This window comes from Cupriavidus sp. H39, assembly GCF_050271075.1.
Taxonomy (GTDB): Bacteria; Pseudomonadota; Gammaproteobacteria; order Burkholderiales; family Burkholderiaceae; genus Cupriavidus; species Cupriavidus necator_B.
In genome coordinates this window covers 3441309-3460569 of record NZ_CP189848.1, presented here as the reverse complement: position 1 = coordinate 3460569, position 19261 = coordinate 3441309, and the positions used below count along the sequence as shown (strand labels likewise).

14 protein-coding genes are annotated in these 19261 nt (G+C 67.7%); 8 read left to right on the top strand and 6 right to left on the bottom strand.

What is annotated here, in order from left to right; translation table 11 throughout:
- Nucleotides 1-202 precede the first annotated feature (202 nt).
- Entirely contained in the window at nucleotides 203-1090 is an 888-nt protein-coding gene (locus tag ACOCMH_RS31400; protein ID WP_427311537.1) for an endo alpha-1,4 polygalactosaminidase, read from the top strand.
- On the opposite strand, the gene ACOCMH_RS31395 is transcribed toward ACOCMH_RS31400, so the two are convergent.
- Nucleotides 1072-1596, bottom strand: a complete 525-nt coding sequence (locus ACOCMH_RS31395) for a YgjP-like metallopeptidase domain-containing protein (protein WP_427313400.1) — start codon at nucleotides 1594-1596, stop codon at nucleotides 1072-1074. The genes ACOCMH_RS31400 and ACOCMH_RS31395 overlap by 19 nt on opposite strands.
- Before the next feature lie 67 nt (nucleotides 1597-1663).
- Nucleotides 1664-1888, bottom strand: coding sequence for a hypothetical protein (locus ACOCMH_RS31390; RefSeq protein WP_340528580.1), 225 nt, complete (start codon nucleotides 1886-1888; stop codon nucleotides 1664-1666).
- A 137-nt stretch (nucleotides 1889-2025) separates the two neighbouring features.
- Between ACOCMH_RS31390 and ettA the strand changes: the two genes are divergently transcribed.
- Both ettA and ACOCMH_RS31380 read left to right on the top strand, forming a co-directional pair.
- The gene (gene ettA / locus ACOCMH_RS31385; RefSeq protein ID WP_171516719.1) at nucleotides 2026-3693 is read left to right on the top strand and encodes an energy-dependent translational throttle protein EttA; all 1668 of its coding nucleotides are present in this window, start codon (nucleotides 2026-2028) and stop codon (nucleotides 3691-3693) included.
- A gap of 135 nt (nucleotides 3694-3828) precedes the next feature.
- Nucleotides 3829-4740: a phosphoribosyltransferase gene (locus ACOCMH_RS31380; RefSeq protein ID WP_427311534.1), complete on the top strand. Its 912-nt coding sequence runs from the start codon at nucleotides 3829-3831 to the stop codon at nucleotides 4738-4740.
- Between the two features lie 33 nt (nucleotides 4741-4773).
- Here ACOCMH_RS31380 and ACOCMH_RS31375 read toward each other — a convergent pair whose 3' ends face one another.
- The gene (locus ACOCMH_RS31375; protein WP_427311533.1) at nucleotides 4774-5919 is read right to left on the bottom strand and encodes a metallophosphoesterase; all 1146 of its coding nucleotides are present in this window, start codon (nucleotides 5917-5919) and stop codon (nucleotides 4774-4776) included.
- Nucleotides 5920-6256: 337 nt separating this feature from the next.
- On the opposite strand from ACOCMH_RS31375, the gene ACOCMH_RS31370 reads away from it, so the two are divergent.
- The 4 genes from ACOCMH_RS31370 to ACOCMH_RS31355 all read left to right on the top strand — a co-directional run bounded on the left by ACOCMH_RS31370 (nucleotide 6257) and on the right by ACOCMH_RS31355 (nucleotide 14686).
- On the top strand, nucleotides 6257-8641 hold the full coding sequence (locus ACOCMH_RS31370) for a carbohydrate-binding family V/XII (protein ID WP_427311531.1): 2385 nt from the start codon (nucleotides 6257-6259) through the stop codon (nucleotides 8639-8641).
- 230 nt (nucleotides 8642-8871) lie between these two features.
- Nucleotides 8872-10077 carry an efflux RND transporter periplasmic adaptor subunit gene (locus ACOCMH_RS31365; protein WP_427311529.1) on the top strand — a complete coding sequence of 402 codons (1206 nt, stop codon included), beginning with the start codon at nucleotides 8872-8874 and terminating at the stop codon, nucleotides 10075-10077.
- Entirely contained in the window at nucleotides 10074-13241 is a 3168-nt protein-coding gene (locus ACOCMH_RS31360) for an efflux RND transporter permease subunit (protein WP_427311528.1), read from the top strand. The genes ACOCMH_RS31365 and ACOCMH_RS31360 overlap by 4 nt, the downstream gene beginning before the upstream one ends.
- Nucleotides 13238-14686: an efflux transporter outer membrane subunit gene (locus ACOCMH_RS31355; RefSeq protein ID WP_427311526.1), complete on the top strand. Its 1449-nt coding sequence runs from the start codon at nucleotides 13238-13240 to the stop codon at nucleotides 14684-14686. The genes ACOCMH_RS31360 and ACOCMH_RS31355 overlap by 4 nt, the downstream gene beginning before the upstream one ends.
- Before the next feature lie 18 nt (nucleotides 14687-14704).
- Here the strand turns inward: ACOCMH_RS31355 and ACOCMH_RS31350 are convergent, their stop codons facing one another.
- The 3 genes from ACOCMH_RS31350 to ACOCMH_RS31340 form a co-directional block, all read right to left on the bottom strand.
- Nucleotides 14705-16063: an MATE family efflux transporter gene (locus ACOCMH_RS31350; protein ID WP_427311524.1), complete on the bottom strand. Its 1359-nt coding sequence runs from the start codon at nucleotides 16061-16063 to the stop codon at nucleotides 14705-14707.
- A complete protein-coding gene (locus ACOCMH_RS31345; protein ID WP_427311523.1) occupies nucleotides 16056-16571 on the bottom strand; it encodes a winged helix-turn-helix transcriptional regulator in 516 nt (171 codons plus the stop codon). The genes ACOCMH_RS31350 and ACOCMH_RS31345 overlap by 8 nt, the downstream gene beginning before the upstream one ends.
- A gap of 132 nt (nucleotides 16572-16703) precedes the next feature.
- The gene (locus tag ACOCMH_RS31340) at nucleotides 16704-17618 is read right to left on the bottom strand and encodes a LysR family transcriptional regulator (protein WP_427311521.1); all 915 of its coding nucleotides are present in this window, start codon (nucleotides 17616-17618) and stop codon (nucleotides 16704-16706) included.
- 69 nt (nucleotides 17619-17687) lie between these two features.
- Between ACOCMH_RS31340 and ACOCMH_RS31335 the strand changes: the two genes are divergently transcribed.
- Nucleotides 17688-19235 (top strand): acyl-CoA synthetase, encoded by a 1548-nt coding sequence (locus tag ACOCMH_RS31335; RefSeq protein WP_427311519.1) that lies wholly within the window; start codon nucleotides 17688-17690, stop codon nucleotides 19233-19235.
- Nucleotides 19236-19261 lie beyond the last annotated feature (26 nt).

Genomic DNA, 19261 nt, shown 5'->3' with positions numbered 1-19261 from the left:
GCTCTTTATACATAGCGCCTCGGCGTTGCGTCAAGAACGTTATGTGTTGCAATGCACGAACAGCGGGCCGGTGCGCATTCCAAACCAGGCTATGAATCCGCTACATTGCAAGCACCACAGCGGCAGGCCCGCCGGTGCGAGGCAGGGAAAACATGGGCCGATGACTTTTCAACGGGGTACAACGATAAGGAAGGGGAAAATCATGCACGGCAAATTTGCAGCCATGGCGGGAGCCATGCTGTCCGTTGCGCTGTCAATGGCGCTGGGCGGCTGCGGCGGGGACGGGGACGCGCCGGCGATGGCCGCGCCGGCCGCCGCGACAGAAGCCACCAAGTACGGCACCACCTCCACCACCAGCGTCACCACGCGCTGGGCGCCTGCCATCAGCGACACCTGGCAGATCCAGCTGACCGGCAAGCTCAACACCAGCTATGCCGTGACCGCCTATGACTTCGACCTGTTCGATACGCCGCAGGCCACCATCGATGCGCTGCATGCCCGGGGCCAGCGCGTGATCTGCTATTTCTCGGCGGGCAGTTCCGAGGACTGGCGCCCCGACTACAACCAGTTCACCGAGGCGGACCAGGGCGCACCGCTGTCAGGCTGGGCCGGTGAACGCTGGCTGGATACGAGCTCGGCCAACGTGCGCCGCATCATGCAGGCACGCATGGACCTGGCGCTCAGCAAGGGCTGCGATGCGGTCGATCCGGACAACGTGGACGGCTATAACAACAGCAGCGGCCTGCCGCTGACGGCGGAAACGCAGCTGGACTACAACCGCTTCCTGGCGGCCGAGGCGCACGCGCGCGGGCTGGCAGTGGGTTTGAAGAACGACGTGGAGCAGGTGGCCGACCTGGCCGCGAGCTTCGATTTCGCCATCAACGAGCAGTGCTTTCAGTACAAGGAGTGCGGCGCCTATACCGCGTTCACGGGGCAGGGCAAGCCGGTGTTCCAGATCGAGTACGCCACCAAGTACCGCGACGCCGCCACGCGCGCGGGCCTGTGCGCCAAGGCGCAGGCGGCCAACCTGCGCACGCTGGTGTTGCCCAAGACCCTGAACGGGTCATTCCGCTACGCCTGCGACGCCTGAGTGCCTGCACTGGCGGGACTGGCGCGTTCCAGCTCCCGCCACGCCAGGTAGAGCCGCGTATCGAACTCGAGCTGGTGGTAGCGTGGCTCCATGTATTCGCAGAGCCGGTAGAAGGCCTTGTCGTGCTCGCTTTCCTTCAGGTGGGCAAGCTCGTGCACGACGATCATGCGCAGGAATTCCGGCGGCGCTTCCTTGAACAGCGAGGCCACGCGGATTTCCTTCTTGGCCTTGAGCTTGCCGCCTTGCACGCGCGAGATCGCGGTATGCAGGCCCAGCGCGCGCTGCGCGGAATCGAGGCGCGCATCGAAGCCGACCTTGTGCAGCGGCGGCGCGCTGCGCAGGTATTCCTGCTTGATATCGGTGACGTATTCGTACAGCGCGCGGTCGGTCTGCACGGTGTGGCGCCCCGGATAGCGGCGGGCAAGGTGGTCCCCGAGCCGGCCGGCGGCGATCAGTTCGCGCACCGGCTCCAGCACGCCGGGCGGATAGCCGCCCAGGAACCGCATCGGGTCCTTGCCGGCGGGGCGCCAGGTCTCGGTCATGGCAGCGACGGCAGCCCGCGCAGCGGCCTGCTTAGTGGTGGTGGTGATGGTGGTGCATCCAGCTGTTGTCCAGCGAGTTGACGAAGGACTCGACCGCGTCCTTGTCGCCAGTGGCGTGGCGCATCATCTCCCCGCATTTGCAGAAGCCCTGGTACGGGGTGATGTGCGAGCATGCCGACGTCTTCTGCAGGTACAGCGTGACGGGTTTGGTGCACTTCTTGCACTGGAACTTCAGGGTCAGGGCGGGTTTGCTCATGGCGATGGCTCGGAAAATCAGCGGAAAGTCGAACCCGCAATTGTACCGGCGGGGGCCAAAGCCAGCTGGCGCGGGCTTCATGCCCCGGCGTGCCTGATACACTCCCGCCATTCCCGCACCCATTCCAGCACGCACCCATGGCACAGTACGTTTTCACCATGAACCGCGTGGGCAAGATCGTTCCGCCCAAGCGTCACATCCTGAAGGACATCTCGCTGTCGTTCTTCCCCGGCGCCAAGATCGGCGTGCTCGGCCTGAACGGCTCGGGCAAGTCCACGCTGCTCAAGATCATGGCCGGCCTCGACAAGGAAATCGAGGGCGAAGCCACGCCGATGCCGAACCTGAACATCGGCTACCTGCCACAGGAGCCGCAGCTCAACCCCGAGCAGACCGTGCGCGAGTCGGTGGAAGAGGCGCTGGGCGGCGTGTTTGAAGCGCGCAAGAAGCTCGATGAAATCTACGCCGCCTACGCCGAGCCGGACGCCGACTTCGACGCGCTGGCCGCCGACCAGGCCAAGTACGAAGCGATCCTGGCCGCCAGCGATGGCAACAACGTCGAACTGCAGCTGGAAATCGCTGCCGACGCGCTGCGCCTGCCGCCGTGGGACGCCAAGGTCGGCAACCTGTCCGGCGGCGAGAAGCGCCGCGTGGCGCTGTGCCGCCTGCTGCTGTCGCGCCCCGACATGCTGCTGCTCGACGAACCGACCAACCACCTGGATGCGGAATCGGTCGACTGGCTGGAGCAGTTCCTGACGCGCTTCCCCGGCACCGTGGTGGCCGTGACCCACGACCGCTACTTCCTCGACAACGCCGCCGAGTGGATCCTGGAACTGGACCGCGGCCACGGCATCCCGTGGAAGGGCAACTACAGCTCGTGGCTGGACCAGAAGGAAGCGCGCCTGAAGCAGGAAGAGGCGAGCGAATCGGCACGCCAGAAGGCGCTGCACAAGGAACTGGAGTGGGTGCGCCAGAACCCCAAGGGGCGCCAGGCCAAGTCCAAGGCGCGCCTGGCCCGCTTTGACGAGCTCAACAGCCAGGACTACCAGAAGCGCAACGAGACCCAGGAAATCTTCATCCCGGTGGGCGAGCGCCTGGGCAACGAGGTGATCGAGTTCGACAACGTCAGCAAGGGTTTTGGCGACCGCATGCTGATCGAAAACCTGAGCTTCAAGGTGCCGCCGGGCGCCATCGTCGGCATCATCGGCCCGAACGGCGCCGGTAAATCGACGTTCTTCAAGATGCTGACGGGCAAGGAACAGCCGGACAGCGGCGAGATCAAGATCGGGCCGACCGTGAAGATGGCCTTCGTCGACCAGAGCCGTGACGCGCTGGACGGCACCAAGACCGTGTTCGAAGAGATCTCGGGCGGCTCCGACATCCTGACGGTGGGCCGGTACGAGACCCCGTCGCGCGCCTATATCGGCCGCTTCAACTTCAAGGGTGGCGACCAGCAGAAGCAGGTCGGCACGCTGTCCGGCGGCGAACGCGGCCGCCTGCACATGGCCAAGACGCTGATCGCCGGCGGCAACGTGCTGTTGCTCGATGAGCCGTCGAACGACCTCGACGTGGAAACGCTGCGCGCGCTGGAAGACGCGCTGCTGGAATTCGCCGGCTGCGTGATGGTGATCTCGCACGACCGCTGGTTCCTGGACCGGATCGCCACCCACATCCTGGCGTTCGAGGGCGACTCGCATGTGGAGTTCTTCCCCGGCAACTACCAGGAGTACGAGGCCGACAAGAAGCGCCGGCTGGGCGAGGAAGGGGCCAAGCCGAAGCGGATCCGGTATAAGCCGATTGCACGGTGATCGGGTTTCGCGTGTGATGGAAGACCAGGCCTGCGGGCTTGGTTTTTTTATGACATTTCGCGGTCGGCGTGTCGAAACTTCTGAAAACTGTCGCCATGCCTTTGGCATTAGTGTGATGCCGGATAGGTTTGGCGGATGCGAAAGTCAAAGCATTCGCTTCTTACTAGTCGGAGACCCTGGCACCGTCGCCGGTCGGCGTCGACCCAGATCGTTCGCGAACATCCCTTTCCCAATTCCGTCGAGTCGGCGCATTTTCTTTACCGTTCCGATCGGGATATTAAAAGTCATCCAAGTTACCAAGCTGCAAAGGCTGGTGACGGCAAGGCAGCGATTCAACTGATTTCCGATCTTGCGCCGTCTTTGGTTTCCGACCTGCAAATCAGAGGTTTCCCAAGTTCATGCATTTTCGTAGCGCCGCACGCCCGTGAAGCAACCGGTGACAACGCCATTCCCCATATGTTGGCGGTGTATCTCCATAGTGCTTTCGGCGGGGTGATCGACAAGTCTATCGTGCAGCTCACCAGGGTGTTTCACACCGGTGCAGATCCGATGGAAAGAATGATCTCGCGAGCAGAATTCACTGGATATGTCGAACCAGGCGGGCACTATGTGCTGGTGGACGATGTCACGACAATGGGAGGAACCCTGGCGGAACTGGCCAACTATATTCAGGCCCATCGCGCAGAGGTGGTCGGGGCAATCGTGCTGGTCAACGCAAGTCGCTCTGGTAGACTGGTGGCGCCCAGCAAGACGATTCTAGAACTGGAAAGGAGGTATGGTAATGAAATCCGGAAGATCTTCGGCATTGCCACCGACGCCCTCACCGCGGATGAAGCGCGGTACCTCATCGGTTTCCGTTCGACTGACGAAATCCGAGGTCGCCTCGCTAAGGCAAGGGAAGAGACGGCTCACAGACTTGGGTCAAAAGGCATTTTCCTCGATGGGCCACAAGAGCAAGTAGACCGACGTCGCAGCAGCAGTCGAACGCGTCATAAGGTCCGAAAATGGGTTTCACGTCTTAAGCACAAGACCGGTCCTCGTAAGTGAGCAGGGTTTTTTGCTGCGCGAAGCAGCAATGCTCTAGCCCCTGACCAACCTCACCCGCGTAATCTCCGACGGCGCCCCGAACCGCTTCGGCGGCCCCCAATAGCCGGTGCCACGGCTGATATAGACCCACAGCGAACCATGCCGCACCAGTCCGGCGGTGTAGGGCTGCTGCATCGGCACGAACAGGTTCCACGGCCAGAACTGGCCGCCGTGGGTATGGCCCGACAGCTGCAGGTCGAAACCGGCTTCCGCTGCCGCGGGCGCGGTGCGGGGCTGGTGCGCCAGCAGCACGCGCACGCTGGCATCGGCCGGCGCGCCGGCGATGGCGCGGTGCGGGTCGCTGCGGTGGCTGTCGTGGAAGCGGCCGGCCGAGTAATCGGTCACGCCGCCCAGCACCAGGGTGTCGCCGTCGTGCTGCAGCACCACGTGCTCGTTCATCAGCACGCGCAGGCCCAGGCGGCGCAGCTCCCTGATCCACGGCTCCGCGCCGGCGTAGTACTCGTGGTTGCCGGTGACGAAGTAGGCGCCGTGGCGCGCCTGCAGCCGGGCCAGCGGCGCGGTGTGGGCGGACAGTTCCGGCACGGTGCCGTCGACGAGGTCGCCGGTGATGGCGACGGCATCGGCCTGCAGACTGTTGACGCGCTCGACGATGCGCTCGAGGTAGGGCCGCTTGATGGTGGGGCCGACATGGATGTCGCTGATCTGGGCGATGGTGAAGCCGTGCAGCGCATCGGGCAGGCCGCGCACCGGCACCTCGACCTCCACCACGCGCGCCAGCCGGCGCGCATTGATATAGCCAGCCAGCGTGACCAGCAGCGCCAGCAGCGGCACCGCCACCGCGCTGCCGGCGGCGAGGCTGGGCGCGCGCCAGCCGAACAGATGCCCCGCCAGCCAGGCGGCGGCCAGGGCCACGTCGCGGACCAGCGTCAGCACCAGCAGCGATGAGAAGAACCCCATGGCAAGCATGCCGATCCACGACAACCTGTCCGACCACGGCTGGCTGACGCGCCGCGCCAGCAGTCCGGCCGGCAGCAGGGCGCACGACAGGGCCAGCCAGGCCACGGCCAATGCCTTGAGCGCCACCGGTACCGGCATGGCCGGCAACAGGCGCAGCCCGATATAGCCGTGCAGCAGCGCCGTGATGAGGGCCGCGGTCAGGATGGTGGTGCGTGGAGGCATGGGCGGGAGCCGGAATGGAGTGTTCACAGATGAGGGCCGCGGCGGCCGGTTCAAGGGCCGCGACGGCGGCACCGGGCCATGCAAGATGCACACCCGCCGCGCCGGCGCGTGCCGCAACGGCGCATTGCGGCTTGACGCCGCCGCGCGGCGCCCCAACGCCTGTGTTGTAGAGACGATCCGTGCGTTGGTCGGGGCGGGCGGCTGATCTGTCCGTTTTCTGGCGGATCCTGAATGTTTTCAAATCGGATTGTTCCCACTGGCGGGCTCATCTAGATTCGCGAAATGGGCCGCCTGTTGTGCAGCATCGTGCCCGCGAGGCGCCCTCCCGGAGAAACCCATGTCGTTTCGGATTAAGCAGACCAGTGCGCTGATCGCGGCGGCCTGGCTCGCCCTGGCGCCGCTCGCTCCGCGGGCCGCCACGCCATCCACGCCGACCGCGGCCACCCTGACGTGGCCGCGCAACTTTGATGCGGCCACCGACCATGTTGAGCTGTACCAGCCCCAGATCGAGACCTGGGAGGGCAACCGCCTGTCTGGGCGCGCCGCGGTGGCGGTGGGCGAGAAGGGCGGCGCGCCGACCTACGGCGTGGTCCATTTCTCGGCCATCGGCGATATCGACAAGCCTTCCGGGCTGGTGCAACTGACGCGGATCACGGTCGACAGCGTCGAAGTTCCGACCCGGCCCGACGCCGCCGATCGCGTGCGCCAGGCGCTGGTGTCGCGCCTGCCGGCCAATGGGCTGACGGTGCCGCTGGACCAGCTGCAGGCCAGCTACGCCGTGTCGCAGCAACTGGCGCAAGCCGGCCGCGTCGCGGTGCGCAATGACGCGCCGCAGATCCTCTTTGCCACCACGCCGACGCTGCTGGTGCTGGCCGATGGCGAGCCCGCCTGGCGCGCCGTGCCCGGTACCGCTTACGAACGCGCGCTGAACAGCCGCGCGCTGTTGCTGCGCGCGCCCGGCGGCGAGCTATTCCTGAAGGCGGCCGGCTACTGGTATCGCTCGGAATCCGCCGGCGGCGCCTGGGAGGTGATGGCCACGGTGCCCCAGGCGCTGGAGAGCGCGGCCGGCAAGGCGGCGGCCGCGATGCAACCCGATGCGATGCTGCCCGCCGACGGCAAGCGGCCGCCCCGGGCCCCGGCGATCCTGTTCGCGACGCAGCCGACCGAGCTGGTGGTGACCAGCGGCGCGCCGCAGATGGCGCCGGTCAGCGGGGTCAGCCTGCTGACCATGGCCAATGCCGACCACGCGGTCTTTGTCGATCCGGCCGCCAACCAGTATTACGTGCTGGTCTCGGGACGCTGGTTCCGCGCGCCGATGCTGACCGGGCCTTGGCAGTACGTGCCAGGCAGCCAGCTGCCGGCGGACTTCGCCCGCATCCCGCCGACCGATCCCAAGGCCAATGTGCTGGTCTCGGTGCCCGGCACGCCGCAGGCGCGCGAGGCCGAGATCGCCGCCACCATCCCGCAGACGGCCACGGTGTCGCGCAGCAAGGCCAGCCTGACGGTGGCGTATGACGGCGCGCCGCGCTTTACGCCAATCACCGGCACCTCGCTCAGCTACGCGGTCAACACCGGCACGCCGGTGATCGAGGTCGACAACAGCCACTATTACGCGGTGGCCAACGGCGTCTGGTTCACCGCGCCGGCACCGGCCGGCCCCTGGCGGGTTGCCACCGAGGTGCCGTCGGCGATCTACACCATCCCGCCGACCTCGCCGGTGTACTACGTCACCTATGTGCGCATCTACGCCGTCACGCCGCAGACCGTGGTGGTGGGCTATACCCCGGGCTACATGGGGGTGGTGGTGAGCGCCGACGGCACCGTGGTCTACGGCACCGGCTATGTCTATCCGCCCTACGTGGGCGCGGTCTACTACGGCTATCCGGCCACCTACGGCTACGGCGCGGGCTTCGGCATCGGCCTGGCCGAAGGCTTTGCCTTCGGCTTCGCCGCCGGCGCATTCTGGGGCGCGGCTTCGCCGTACTGGGGCCCGTACTGGTGGGGCGGCCCTTACAACTGGAACTACGTCAACGTGAACCAGGCCAACTTCTACGGCCGCTGGGGCCAGGGCACGGTCACCCACGCGCAGGGCTGGAACGCCTGGACCGGCACCGAATGGCGCGGCACCGCCGGCGCCGGCTACAACCCGGCCACCGGCGCGCGCTACCAGGGCAGCCGCGGCGCCGCGTTCAATCCTTATTCCGGCGACTACGCGGCCGGCCGCCAGGGCAGCTTCGCCAACCCGTCGACCGGGCGCGAAGGCGCGGCGCGCGGCGGCGTGGCGGGCAACACCTACACCGGCAACTATGCGGCGGGGCGCCAGGCGGCAGGGTACGACGCCCAGACCGGCCGCATCGGCGCGGCCGAGGCCGGCATTGCGGGCAATACGCAGACCGGCCAGCACAGCGCCGGCAGCCGCGGTTTTATCGCCAACCCGGGCAAGGACAACGCGGTGGTATGGAACAACGGCAACGTCTACGCCGGCCACGACGGCTCGGTCTACCAGCACACCGACAACGGCTGGCAGAAGCACACCCCCGGCGGCTGGGAGCCGGTGCAGCCGGGCAACGACGCCACCGCCAGGCTGGAACAGCAGCGCCAGGCGCGCGAGGTCGGCCAGCAGCGCCTGCAGGGCATGGCGGGCGCATGGCAGGGCCGCGGCTTCGGCGGCCGGGCCGGCGGCATGCGCGGGGGCGGCTTCCACGGCGGCTTCCGCCGCTAGGACCGCGGCCACACGGCGCTGACCTGCCACTGACCTGGCGCTGCCTGGGGGGCGCGCGCGAAAGCAGTAAAGACGTCGACGAAAGAATTGAATTGGCGCCTGCCGGGCCGCGCCGTACCCTGCCGGAGAAGACGCGAGCGCGGCCGGCGGTCAGGTGCGGCGGAACGTTGCCCACGCCGGCGTGCGCGCGCAGCCAGTGCATGCAAAACCATGGCGGGAGAGGGGGAACCGTGAACACTGCTTTCCAATGGCGCGGCGCGCTGTGGCTGGCCTGTGCGATGGCACTGGCAGCGTGCGGCAAGGAAAAACCGGTTGCGCAGGCGCCGCCTGCGGCGGAAGTCGGCGTGATCACCGTGGCGCTGCGCGACGTACCCATCGTCTACGACTTTGTCGGCCAGACGCAGAGTTCGCAGCAGGTGGAAATCCGTGCCCGGGTAAGTGGCTTCCTGGACAAGCGCGTCTACACCGAAGGCGCCCTGGTCAAGGCCGGAGAGACCTTGTTCCTGATGGATCCCAAGCCGTTCCAGGCTACCCTGCAGGCCGCCGAGGCGGAACTGGCGCAGCAGCAGGCGCGCCTGACCACGGCCCAGGCCGACCTCAAGCGCGTGCGCCCGCTGGCCGAGCGCAACGCCCTGAGCCAGCGCGACCTGGATGACGCCACCGGCAAGGCCCACGCCGCCGCCGCCGCCGTGGAGGCGGCACGCGCCAATGTGATCACTGCCAAACTCAACCTGGGCTATACGACAATCAAGTCACCCGTGGCCGGGCTGTCAAGCTTTGCCAAGCGGCAGGCAGGCTCATATATCGATCCCAGCAACAGCCTGCTGACCTACGTGGCCAAGCTGGATCCCATGTGGGTCAACTTCAGCCTGTCAGAGAACGAAGTCCTGAAGATGCAGGGCGAGCGCGAGTCAGGCGCCATCAAGTACCCGGTACAGGACGCATTCGATATCGTGGTGGTCATGGCGGACGGCAAGGAGTTTCCGAACCACGGGCGGATCGCCTTCGCGGATGCGTCGTTCAATGCGGAAACCGGCACCTACCTGGTCCGTGCCGAGGTGGCCAACCCGGAAGGCACATTGCGGCCCGGCCAGTTCGTGCGGGTGAAGGTGCATGGCGCGATGCGCACGAAGGCCATCGCGGTGCCGCAGGAGGCGATTGTCCAGACCCAGCGCGGCCAGATGGTCTGGATTGTCGGGTCCGACAACAAGGCGCAGCAGCGCGTCGTGGACGTGGGCGAGTGGACCGGCAACAACTGGGTGGTGCGATCCGGGCTGAAGCCCGGCGAGCGCGTTGCCGTCAGCGGCACGCTGCGCCTGGCGCCCGGGGCGCCCGTCAAGGCGATGCAGGCCGGGCCGGAAGTTGCGCCCGGCGCGCTGGCCGCGCCTGCTGCGCCGGCGTCGGGGGCAACGGCAGCGGCGGGAGGCAAGCCATGAAGCTTGCCCATTTTTTCATTGACCGGCCCATCTTCGCGTCGGTCGTCTCCATCATCATCACCGTGGGCGGGCTGGTGGCGCTGACCAAGCTGCCGATCGCCCAGTTCCCGGACATCACGCCACCGTCGATCACCGTCACCACGAAGTACCCGGGCGCCAGCGCGGAGGTGGTCGCACAGAACGTGGCCGCGCCGATCGAGCAGCAGGTCAACGGCGCGGACCGGATGATGTACATGAACTCGACGAGTTCCTCGACGGGTGACCTGACGCTGACCACATACTTCGAGATCGGCACCGATCCGGAACTGGCGCAGGTGGACGTGCAGAACCGCGTCAACCTGGCGCTGCCCACGCTGCCCGAAGCGGTGACGGCGCAGGGCGTGTCGGTGCAGAAGCGCTCGTCGGCGTTCATGATGGTGATCGCCATCTTCTCGCCGGACAACAGCTACGACCAGACCTTTGTCGGCAACTACGCCAACATCTACGTGCTGGACGCACTCAAGCGCATTCCCGGCGCCAACCAGTCTTCCATCTTCGGCAGCCCGGACTACGCCATGCGCGTCTGGCTGAAGCCGGACCGCATGGCGTCGCTCGGCATCACCACCGAGGACGTGAAGAACGCGGTCGCCAACCAGAACCAGCAGTTTTCGGCCGGACGCATCGGACAGTCACCCACGGCCGGCCCGGTCCAGCAGACCTTCCCGATCGCGACCAAGGGCCGCATGACCGAGCCCGCCGAGTTCGACAACATGATCTTGCGCGCGCAATCCGGCGACGCGGCGCTGGTGCGTCTCAAGGATATCGGGCACGCGGAGCTCGGCTCCAAGGATTATTCGCTGCGCAGCCGCTACAAGGGCAAGACCGCCACGCTGATGGCGGTCTACCAGCAGCCAGGCGCTAACGCACTGGACGTGTCGAAGCAGGTGCGCGCCTCGCTGGCTGAACTGAAGAAGAGCTTCCCGCCCGGGCTGGAGTATGAAATCGCACTGGACACGACCAACTTCGTGCAGGAGTCGATCAACGAGGTGGTGCATACGCTGCGCGATGCCGTGATCCTGGTGATCCTGGTCGTGTACCTGTTCCTGCAAAGCTTTCGCGCCACCCTGGTGCCGATCCTTGCCGTGCCGGTGTCGATCATCGGCGCCTTTGTCGGCATGAGCGCGTTCGGCTTCTCGGTGAACATGCTGACCTTGTTCGGCATGGTGCTGGCGATCGGCATCGTGGTGGACGACGCCATCGTGGTGATAGAGAACGTCGAGCGCAACATGGTCGAGTTCAAGCTGCCACCCAAGGAGGCCGCCAAGAAGGCGATGGACGAGGTCAGCGGACCCGTGGTCGCCATTGTGCTGGTGTTGCTGGCCGTGTTCATCCCGGTGGCCTTCCTGTCGGGTATTACGGGGCAGCTCTATAAGCAGTTTGCGGTCACGATCGCGGTGTCGGTGGTGCTGTCGGGCGTGGTGGCGCTGACGCTGTCGCCCGCGATGGCGGCCATCCTGCTCAAGCCTGGCGAGCACAAGAAGAACCGCTTCTTCACCTGGTTCAACAATTCGTTCGACCGGATGGTGGGCGGCTATGACAAGTCGCTGCAGGTTGTCATCAAGCGCACCGTGATGTCGATCGCCATCATCATCGCGATGGTGGCGGTCAGTGTGCTGATGTTCATGCGCATTCCTGGTTCGTTCCTGCCGGTGGAGGACCAGGGCTACCTGTTCGGTGCCGTGGTGATGCCGGATGCCGCCAGTCTTGACCGCACCGGCAATCTGTCAGCGCGGGCCGAAGCGTGGCTGGCCAGGCAGCCCGGCGTATCCTCGGTGGCGACGGTGGATGGCTACAGCCTGATCGATTCCCAGAACAAGGCCAATGCGGGCACGCTGTTCATCACGCTCAAGGGCTTTGGCGAGCGCGGCCCGGGCGAGAGCGCGGCGGACCTGATCCTCAAGGCCAAGAAGGAGTTCTCCACCTACCAGGACGGCGTGGCCATTCCCATCAATCCGCCTTCCATCCCGGGCCTGGGTACCACCGGGGGCTTCGAGTTCTGGCTGCAGAGCACGGCCGATGGCACCTACCAGCAGCTCGAGGAGAAGGTGCACCAGTTCATTGCCAAGGCGCACCAGCGGCCGGAGCTGACCGGCGTGAACTCCACCATCAATTCGCGCTCGCGCCAGTTCCTGGTGGAGGTCGACCGCGAGCGCTCCGAAACGCAGGGCGTGCCGGTGGAGTCGGTGTACTCCGCGCTGCAGACCATGTTCGGTTCGCTGTACGTGAGCCAGTTCCCGAAGAACAGCCGGCTCTTCCAGGTGATCCTGCAGGCGGAGCCGAGGTACCGCTCGCGGCCCGAGGACCTGGACAACGTCTACGTGCGCAACAGCAAGGGTGACATGGTGCCGATCAAGGCGGTGACCACCACCAAATACATCCCTGGGGCCGATATCGTCACGCGCTTCAACAACTTCCCTGCGGCCAAGATCATGGGTGACGCCGCACCCGGCTACAGCTCGGGGCAGGCGATCGCGGCGATGGAGGAAATCGCCCAGGAGCTCGGGCCCGGGTATGCCTACGCATGGAGCGGGCAGGCCTACGAGGAGAAAACCGCGGGCTCCACGGCCGTGTACGTCTTCGCTTTTGCCTTGCTGATGGTGTTCCTGATCCTGGCGGCGCAGTACGAGAAATGGTCCTTGCCGCTCGGGGTGCTGCTGGCCGTGCCGTTCGCGCTGTTTGGCGCACTGCTGGCCATCCTGATGCGCGGCATGCTGAACGACGTCTATTTTCAGATTGGCCTGACCGTGCTGATCGCGCTGGCGGCCAAGAACGCCATCCTGATCTTCGAGTTCGCGGTGGAAATGCGGGAGAAGGAAGGGCTCAGCGCCTATGATGCGGCCATTCACGCCGCCAAGCTGCGCCTGCGGCCGATCATCATGACCTCGCTGGCATTCATCCTGGGCTGCGTGCCGCTGGCCATCGCGAGCGGGGCCTCGGCGGCGAGCCGGCAATCGCTGGGCACGGGCGTGATCGGCGGCATGCTGGGGGCCACAGTGATCGCGCTGTTCTTCATCCCGATGTTCTTCTGGGGGCTGGAGGTCATGGCCGAGCGCAAGCCCAAGTCGAAGGCCGATGCCACGCCGACCGCGCCACCCACCACGCCGACAGCGGGAGAGCCATCATGAGCGCGTGCCGCAAGCTGGCCGCGGCCTGCCTGGCGGGGGCGCTCGGCGGCTGCGCCATCGGCCCTGACTACCAGCGGCCGCAGACGCCCGACCCGGCGCAGTACCGCGTCGACACCGGCGTGCTGACGATCGCCGCGGACAGCGCCTGGTGGGACAGCTTTGGCGACCCGGTGCTGAACGGGCTGGTGGAGACCGCGCTGCACAACAGCTACGACGTGCGCATTGCCGCGGCCCGGATCGACGAGTTCCGCGGCCAGCTGATGGTGGCGCGCGCGGGCTTCTTCCCGCAGGTGAACCTGTCGGGGTCAGCGGCGCGGCAGCGCCTGGGCAGCTTCAACGGCACGCCATTCGCGTCGCTGGACGGGCCGCGCAATTCTTACCAGCTGCTTGCCAATGCCAGCTGGGAGATCGACCTGTGGGGCCGCATCCGCCGCCAGGCCGAGGCCGCCGAGGCCAGCCTGTGGAATGCCGAATACGCCCGCCGCGGCGTAGTGCTGTCGCTGGCGGCGTCGGTGGTGCAGGGCTATGCCACGCTGCGCGGACTGGACGCGCAGCTGGAAATCGCGCAGCAGACGCTGAAGGCGCGCGGGGAGGGGCTGGACATCTTCCGGCAGCGCTATGAGGGCGGGGTGATCTCGCAGGTGGAGCTGTCACAGGCGGAAGACGACTTCTATGCCACGGAAGCGTCCATCCCGCCGATACGCACCGCCATCATGCAGACTGAAAACGCGTTGTCGGTGCTGCTGGACCGGGTGCCCGGACCGATCGAACGCGGCAAGCCCGTCAACGAGCTGCAGCCACCGCCCGTGGGGGCCGACCTGCCGGCGGCGCTGCTGTCGCGCCGGCCCGATGTGCTGCAGGCCGAGCAAGTCGCCATTGCCGCCAATGCGCAGCTCGGTGCGGCGCAGGCGCTGTACCTGCCGGCGGTCAACCTGAGCGGCCTGTTCGGCGCCATCGCCAGCACACCGGCAGGGCTGTGGCACGGCGCCTCGCAGGTGTGGGGGTTCGGCGCGGGCCTGACCCAGCCGATCTTCCAGGGCGGCGCCATCCGCGGCCAGGTGCAGACCGCCTCGGCGCAGCGCGAGCAGGCCATGCTGGCCTACCAGGGCACCGTGCTGGCGGCGCTGGCCGACGTCAACAACGCGCTGTCCAACGGCCTCGAGACCCGCAACCGCCTGGTCAGCCTGCGCCAGCAGGAGAAGAGCCTGGTGGTCTATGCCGACCAGTCGAGCGCGCGCTACGAGGGCGGCTATTCCAGTTACCTCGAGGTCACCACGGCGCAGGAGAAGCTGTTCAACGCGCAGCTGGCGGCGGTGCAGGGGCAGGTGGATGTGCTGACCGGCACCGCGGCGCTGTACAAGTCGCTGGGCGGCGGCTGGCCGTCGGTGCCGCAGGATGTACGCGAGGCAGGCATGCAGGGAGATGCGAAGGTCCTGAGACGGTAGCCGGGCGGCCGCGTCCACCTACCGTGCCGACCACTCCCCTTGCCTGACCCCCAGTGCCGTGACCACGCCGTAGGCCGTGATCCCCAGCGCCACGCCCAGGAAATGCCCGTCCAGGCCCATGCCGAACACATTGGCCAGCAGCCAGCCGCCGCCGACGGCCAGCGCGATCCGGCACAGCCCGGCCGCCACCGGCCAGCGCATGCGGCCCGCGCCCATCGAAGCGAAGTACAGCGCCATGCCCAGCCCGAAGCCGCCGAATGCCGGCCCCACCCATGACAGCGCGCGCGCGGCGATGGCGATCACTTCGGGGTCATGGGTGAACAGGCTGGCGAAGCGCACCGGCGCCAGGCCGACGGCCGCGCCCGCGCTGCCAGCGATGGCCAATGCCAGCAATGCCCCCACCCACGCCGTGCGCCGCGCGGTGTGCCAGTCGCCGGCGCCCACGGCACCGCCGACCAGCGCCGTCAGCGCCGAGCCCACGCCGAAGGCCAGCGGGATCATCAGGAATTCCAGCCGCGCCGAGATGCCGTAGGCGGCCACCGCGGCGGTGCCATGGTGGCGCAGCTGCGCGGTGACCAGGATGGTGGTCAGGTTGGCCACCGAGGCCAGCGCGCACGCCACCAGGCCCACCGACAGGATGCGCGCGAACAGCGGCCAGGACAGCCGCACCCGCAGCACCGGCACGAAGCCCGCGCCGCCGCGCGCCACCACCATCGCCATGGCCAGCGCCGCGGCCCACGAGACCGCCGCCAGCGCCGCGCCGATGCCGGCCAGGCCCATGCCGGCGGGCTCGGCCAGCAGCCACGACAGCACCGGGAACGCCACCCACATCAGCGCCAGCACGCGCGCCGCCAGCGCATGGCGGCCGCCGCCGCGCAGCACCGACGCCAGCGTGTTGGCGAGCCAGGCCGGGACGGCGCCCGCGCCGAACAGCCAGATCGCATAGGTGGCGGCGGCCTCGGCGGCGGTGGCGCCGGCCACCGCGCCCAGCACCGCGCGCGGAAAGCCCGCCAGCACCACGGCAAACGCCAGGCCGGCGACCACGGCGATCCACAGCGCATGCGCCACCAGCGCCGAGGCATCGTCGCGCTTGTTGGCGCCCAGCGCGCGCGCGATGGCCGCGACCACGCCGCCGCCCATGGCGCCGGTCGACATCTGCTGCAGCAGCAGCGCGAACGGCAGCACCACGGCCCAGCCGGCCAGCGCCGCCGTGCCCTGGCGCGCGGCCAGCCAGGTTTCGATCAGCTGCGCGGCCGCCTGCAGCACGGCAATCAGCGCGGTGGGGCCGGCCAGCTTGCCGATGCGGCGGGCGATCTCGGTGGCCGGCACCGCGTCGGCCGGCAGCGTTCCCACGGGCAATGCGCGCGTGTCAGTCATGGCGGGTCTCCGACCCCGCCGCCGCGGCACCGGCGTCGCCGAAGCGCCGGTGCAGGAAGCGCCCGGCACCCGGGCCCGGCAATACGCGCACGTCGTCCAGCGTGATCGCGCTGCCGTCGGCGCGCGTCAACGCGGGACCGGCGATCTCGGTACCGGTGCGGCGGTCCTGCAACAGCGTCAGCGGTCCCTTGTCATCGGTCATCCAGCGGTCGGCCCACGTCTTGAGCGCCACATAGGCCGGAAAGAAGTCGCGGCCCTTGTCGGTCAGCTGGTAGACGTGGCGGGCCCCGCCCTCGGGCATCACGCGCGCCAGCAGCCCGTGCGCCACCAGCGTTTTCAGGCGCGCGCTCAGGATGTTGGGGGCGATGCCCAGGTTGCGTTCGAACTCGTCGAAACGCGTGCTGCCGTAGAAGGCCTCGCGCAGCACGAGGATGGCCCAGCGCTCGCCCAGCACGGCCATCGAGCGGGCCACCGGGCAGGGCATCGCAGTGAAATCGGTAGGGGGCATGGTCTTTCGCCTGTGGGTGCCGCCTGCTTTCAATTTGCAAGCTCCCTGCAGCATAGCTTGCAAATTGAAAGCGCACAGGCGGGCGGCGGCTGCACTGACGGAAAACGTGCGGTCACCGGCCAGCGGTGCCGGCTACATCACCGCGTCCCGGAAGACCTCCAGCTTGCCCAGTTCCTCGCGCAGGAACCCGATCAGCGCGCGCGTGGCCATCGACGGGTGCAGGTTGGGCGTGGTGATGATGAACAGCTTGTTGCCCAGGCCCTCCGGGCGCCAGTCGGGCAGCACCGGCACCAGATGGCCGGCGCGCACTTCTTCCCAGCCGATATAGACCGGCAGCATGCCGATGCCATGGCCTTCGCGCACCGCGCGCGCCAGGAACAGGAAGTGCTCGGACTGCAGCGTGGGCGTCAGCGCCACGTCCACGCGCTGGCCGTCGCGATACAGCGACAGCGGGAACTGCCTAGGCGGGTAGGGCGGGCACAGGAAGCTGCAGCCGGCCAGGTCCGGCGGCACATGTACCGGCGGGATGCGGGCCAGGTACTGCGGCGAGGCATACAGTTGCCAGCGGATATCGCAGATTTCACGCGCCACGTGGTCCAGCGGCGGCGCCGAGGTGACCTTCAGCGCCACGTCGATCTCGGCCGCGATCAGGTCGTTGACGCGGTTGGCAAAGAACACCCGCAACGTAATGCCGGGATGCTTCTGCGCGAACTGCAGCAGCATCGGCGCGAGATAGGCATCGCCCAGCCCGGTCGGCACGCTCACGCGCACATGGCCGCGCAGGGTCCGGCCCAGGCTGTCGATCTCGGCCTGCGCCGAGGCGACTTCCTGCAGGATGCGCACGCCGTGCTGGTACAGCGCGTGGCCGGGCTCGGTCAGCTCGAGCCGGCGCGTGGTCCGGCGCAGCAACTGCGCGCCGGCCTGGTGCTCCAGCTCGCGCAACTGGCGGCTGACCTGCGAACGCGTGACGCCGCGCCGCCGACCGGCTTCGGCAAGGTTGCCGGCATCGACGATGTCGACGAAGGCCTGGATCAGGTTAAGGTCCATCGGGGATTGCCTGCAGGATTGTCACGTCTGGCGCAACATTGTGATTCCACCTCGCCTGATTGTCGATGTGTGGCTACGCCGATACAGTGGTCGGCTGACCGAACCCAAGCAAGGAGACAGCGGATGGCCACGGACCTTTGGTATGAAGACATGCACCGCAGCGGCGAGGTCCTGCTGGCGCGCGGCGCCCGGCTGGCCGGCGGCCTGCGCGCGCTGGGCGTGCAGGAGGGCGACGTGGTCGCGGTCCTGCTGCGCAACGATCCCGTGTATGCCGACGTGGTCCATGCCTGCCGCATCGCCGGCTGCTATTACTGCCCGATCAACTGGCACTTCACCGCCGAGGAAGTGCGTTTCCTGCTGACCGACAGTGGTTCGAAGGTGCTGCTGGTGCAGGACGACCTGCTGCCCGCGGTGCGTGACGCCATCCCGCCCGGCATGGCGGTGCTGTCGGTGGGCGGGGCCGCCGAGGGCGCGACCGAATATGAAGCCTGGCTCGCGCAGCAACCGCCTTATGACGGCCCGCGCGTGGCACCGCGCGGCCATATGGCGTACACCTCCGGCACCACCGGCCGGCCCAAGGGCGTGGTGCGCCAGCCGCTGCCGCTGGACCGGCTCGAGCAACAGCTTGCGCGCATGCGCTCGGTGGTGCGGCAGACCTACGGCCTCGAGCCTGGCTGCCGCGCGCTGATGTCGGCGCCGCTGTACCACAGCGCGCCGGGCTCGTTTATCCAGAACGCGCTGCAGATGGCCGAACGGTTGGTGCTGACGCCGCGCTTCGACGCCGAGCAGGTGCTGGCGCTGGTGGAAAAACACCGCATCGACGTGCTCTACCTGGTGCCCATCATGTACGTGCGCCTGCTCAAGCTGCCGCCCGAGGTGCGTGCCAGGTACGACCTGTCGTCGATCCGCTTCGTCGCCTCGACCGGATCGCCGTGCGCGCCCGACGTCAAGCGCGCGATGCTGGCGTGGCTGGGCCCGGTGATCCACGAAACCTATGCCTCCAGCGAAGCCGGCATGATCACCGTGGCCACTCCGGCCGATGCCGCCGCGCGCCCCGGCACCGCCGGCAAGCCAGTCGACGACGCTCAGCTGCGCATCCTGCATCCGGACGGGCGCGAGTGCGCGCCGGGGGAAATTGGCCTGGTCTACGTGCGCCAGCCCGCTTACCCTGACTTCAGCTACCGCAACAATGAGGCCGCGCGCGCCGCCATCGACCGCGACGGCCTGGTGACGCTGGGCGACATGGGCTATGTCGATGCCGACGGCTACCTGTTCATCTGCGACCGCGCCTCGGACATGGTGATTTCCGGTGGCGTGAACATCTATCCGGCCGAGATCGAACATGAACTGGTGCGCTACCCTGGCGTGGCCGACTGCGTGGTGTTCGGCATTCCCGACGACGAGTATGGCGAGCGCCTGCTGGCCATGGTGCAGCCGATGCCGGGCGTCGAGATCCGCGAGGCCGAGGTGATCGACTGGCTGCGCCAGCGGCTGTCGGGCTTCAAGGTGCCGCGCAGCATCGTGGTCGAGGCGCAGCTGCCGCGCGACGAAACCGGCAAGCTCGCCAAGCGCCGGCTGCGCGACCGATACTGGGAAGGCCGCCAGCGCCGCGTCTGAGCGCCCCGGGGGACTGCACGGATCAC

Coding starts and splice junctions, on each gene's coding strand:
- ACOCMH_RS31355 (WP_427311526.1), top strand. CDS start 13,238: ATGAGCGCGTGCCGCAAGCTGGCCGCGGCCTGCCTGGCGGGGGCGCTC.
- ACOCMH_RS31395 (WP_427313400.1), bottom strand. CDS start 1,596: ATGCGGTTCCTGGGCGGCTATCCGCCCGGCGTGCTGGAGCCGGTGCGC.
- ACOCMH_RS31380 (WP_427311534.1), top strand. CDS start 3,829: ATGCGAAAGTCAAAGCATTCGCTTCTTACTAGTCGGAGACCCTGGCAC.
- ACOCMH_RS31400 (WP_427311537.1), top strand. CDS start 203: ATGCACGGCAAATTTGCAGCCATGGCGGGAGCCATGCTGTCCGTTGCG.
- ACOCMH_RS31370 (WP_427311531.1), top strand. CDS start 6,257: ATGTCGTTTCGGATTAAGCAGACCAGTGCGCTGATCGCGGCGGCCTGG.
- ACOCMH_RS31340 (WP_427311521.1), bottom strand. CDS start 17,618: ATGGACCTTAACCTGATCCAGGCCTTCGTCGACATCGTCGATGCCGGC.
- ettA (WP_171516719.1), top strand. CDS start 2,026: ATGGCACAGTACGTTTTCACCATGAACCGCGTGGGCAAGATCGTTCCG.
- ACOCMH_RS31375 (WP_427311533.1), bottom strand. CDS start 5,919: ATGCCTCCACGCACCACCATCCTGACCGCGGCCCTCATCACGGCGCTG.
- ACOCMH_RS31360 (WP_427311528.1), top strand. CDS start 10,074: ATGAAGCTTGCCCATTTTTTCATTGACCGGCCCATCTTCGCGTCGGTC.
- ACOCMH_RS31345 (WP_427311523.1), bottom strand. CDS start 16,571: ATGCCCCCTACCGATTTCACTGCGATGCCCTGCCCGGTGGCCCGCTCG.
- ACOCMH_RS31350 (WP_427311524.1), bottom strand. CDS start 16,063: ATGACTGACACGCGCGCATTGCCCGTGGGAACGCTGCCGGCCGACGCG.
- ACOCMH_RS31390 (WP_340528580.1), bottom strand. CDS start 1,888: ATGAGCAAACCCGCCCTGACCCTGAAGTTCCAGTGCAAGAAGTGCACC.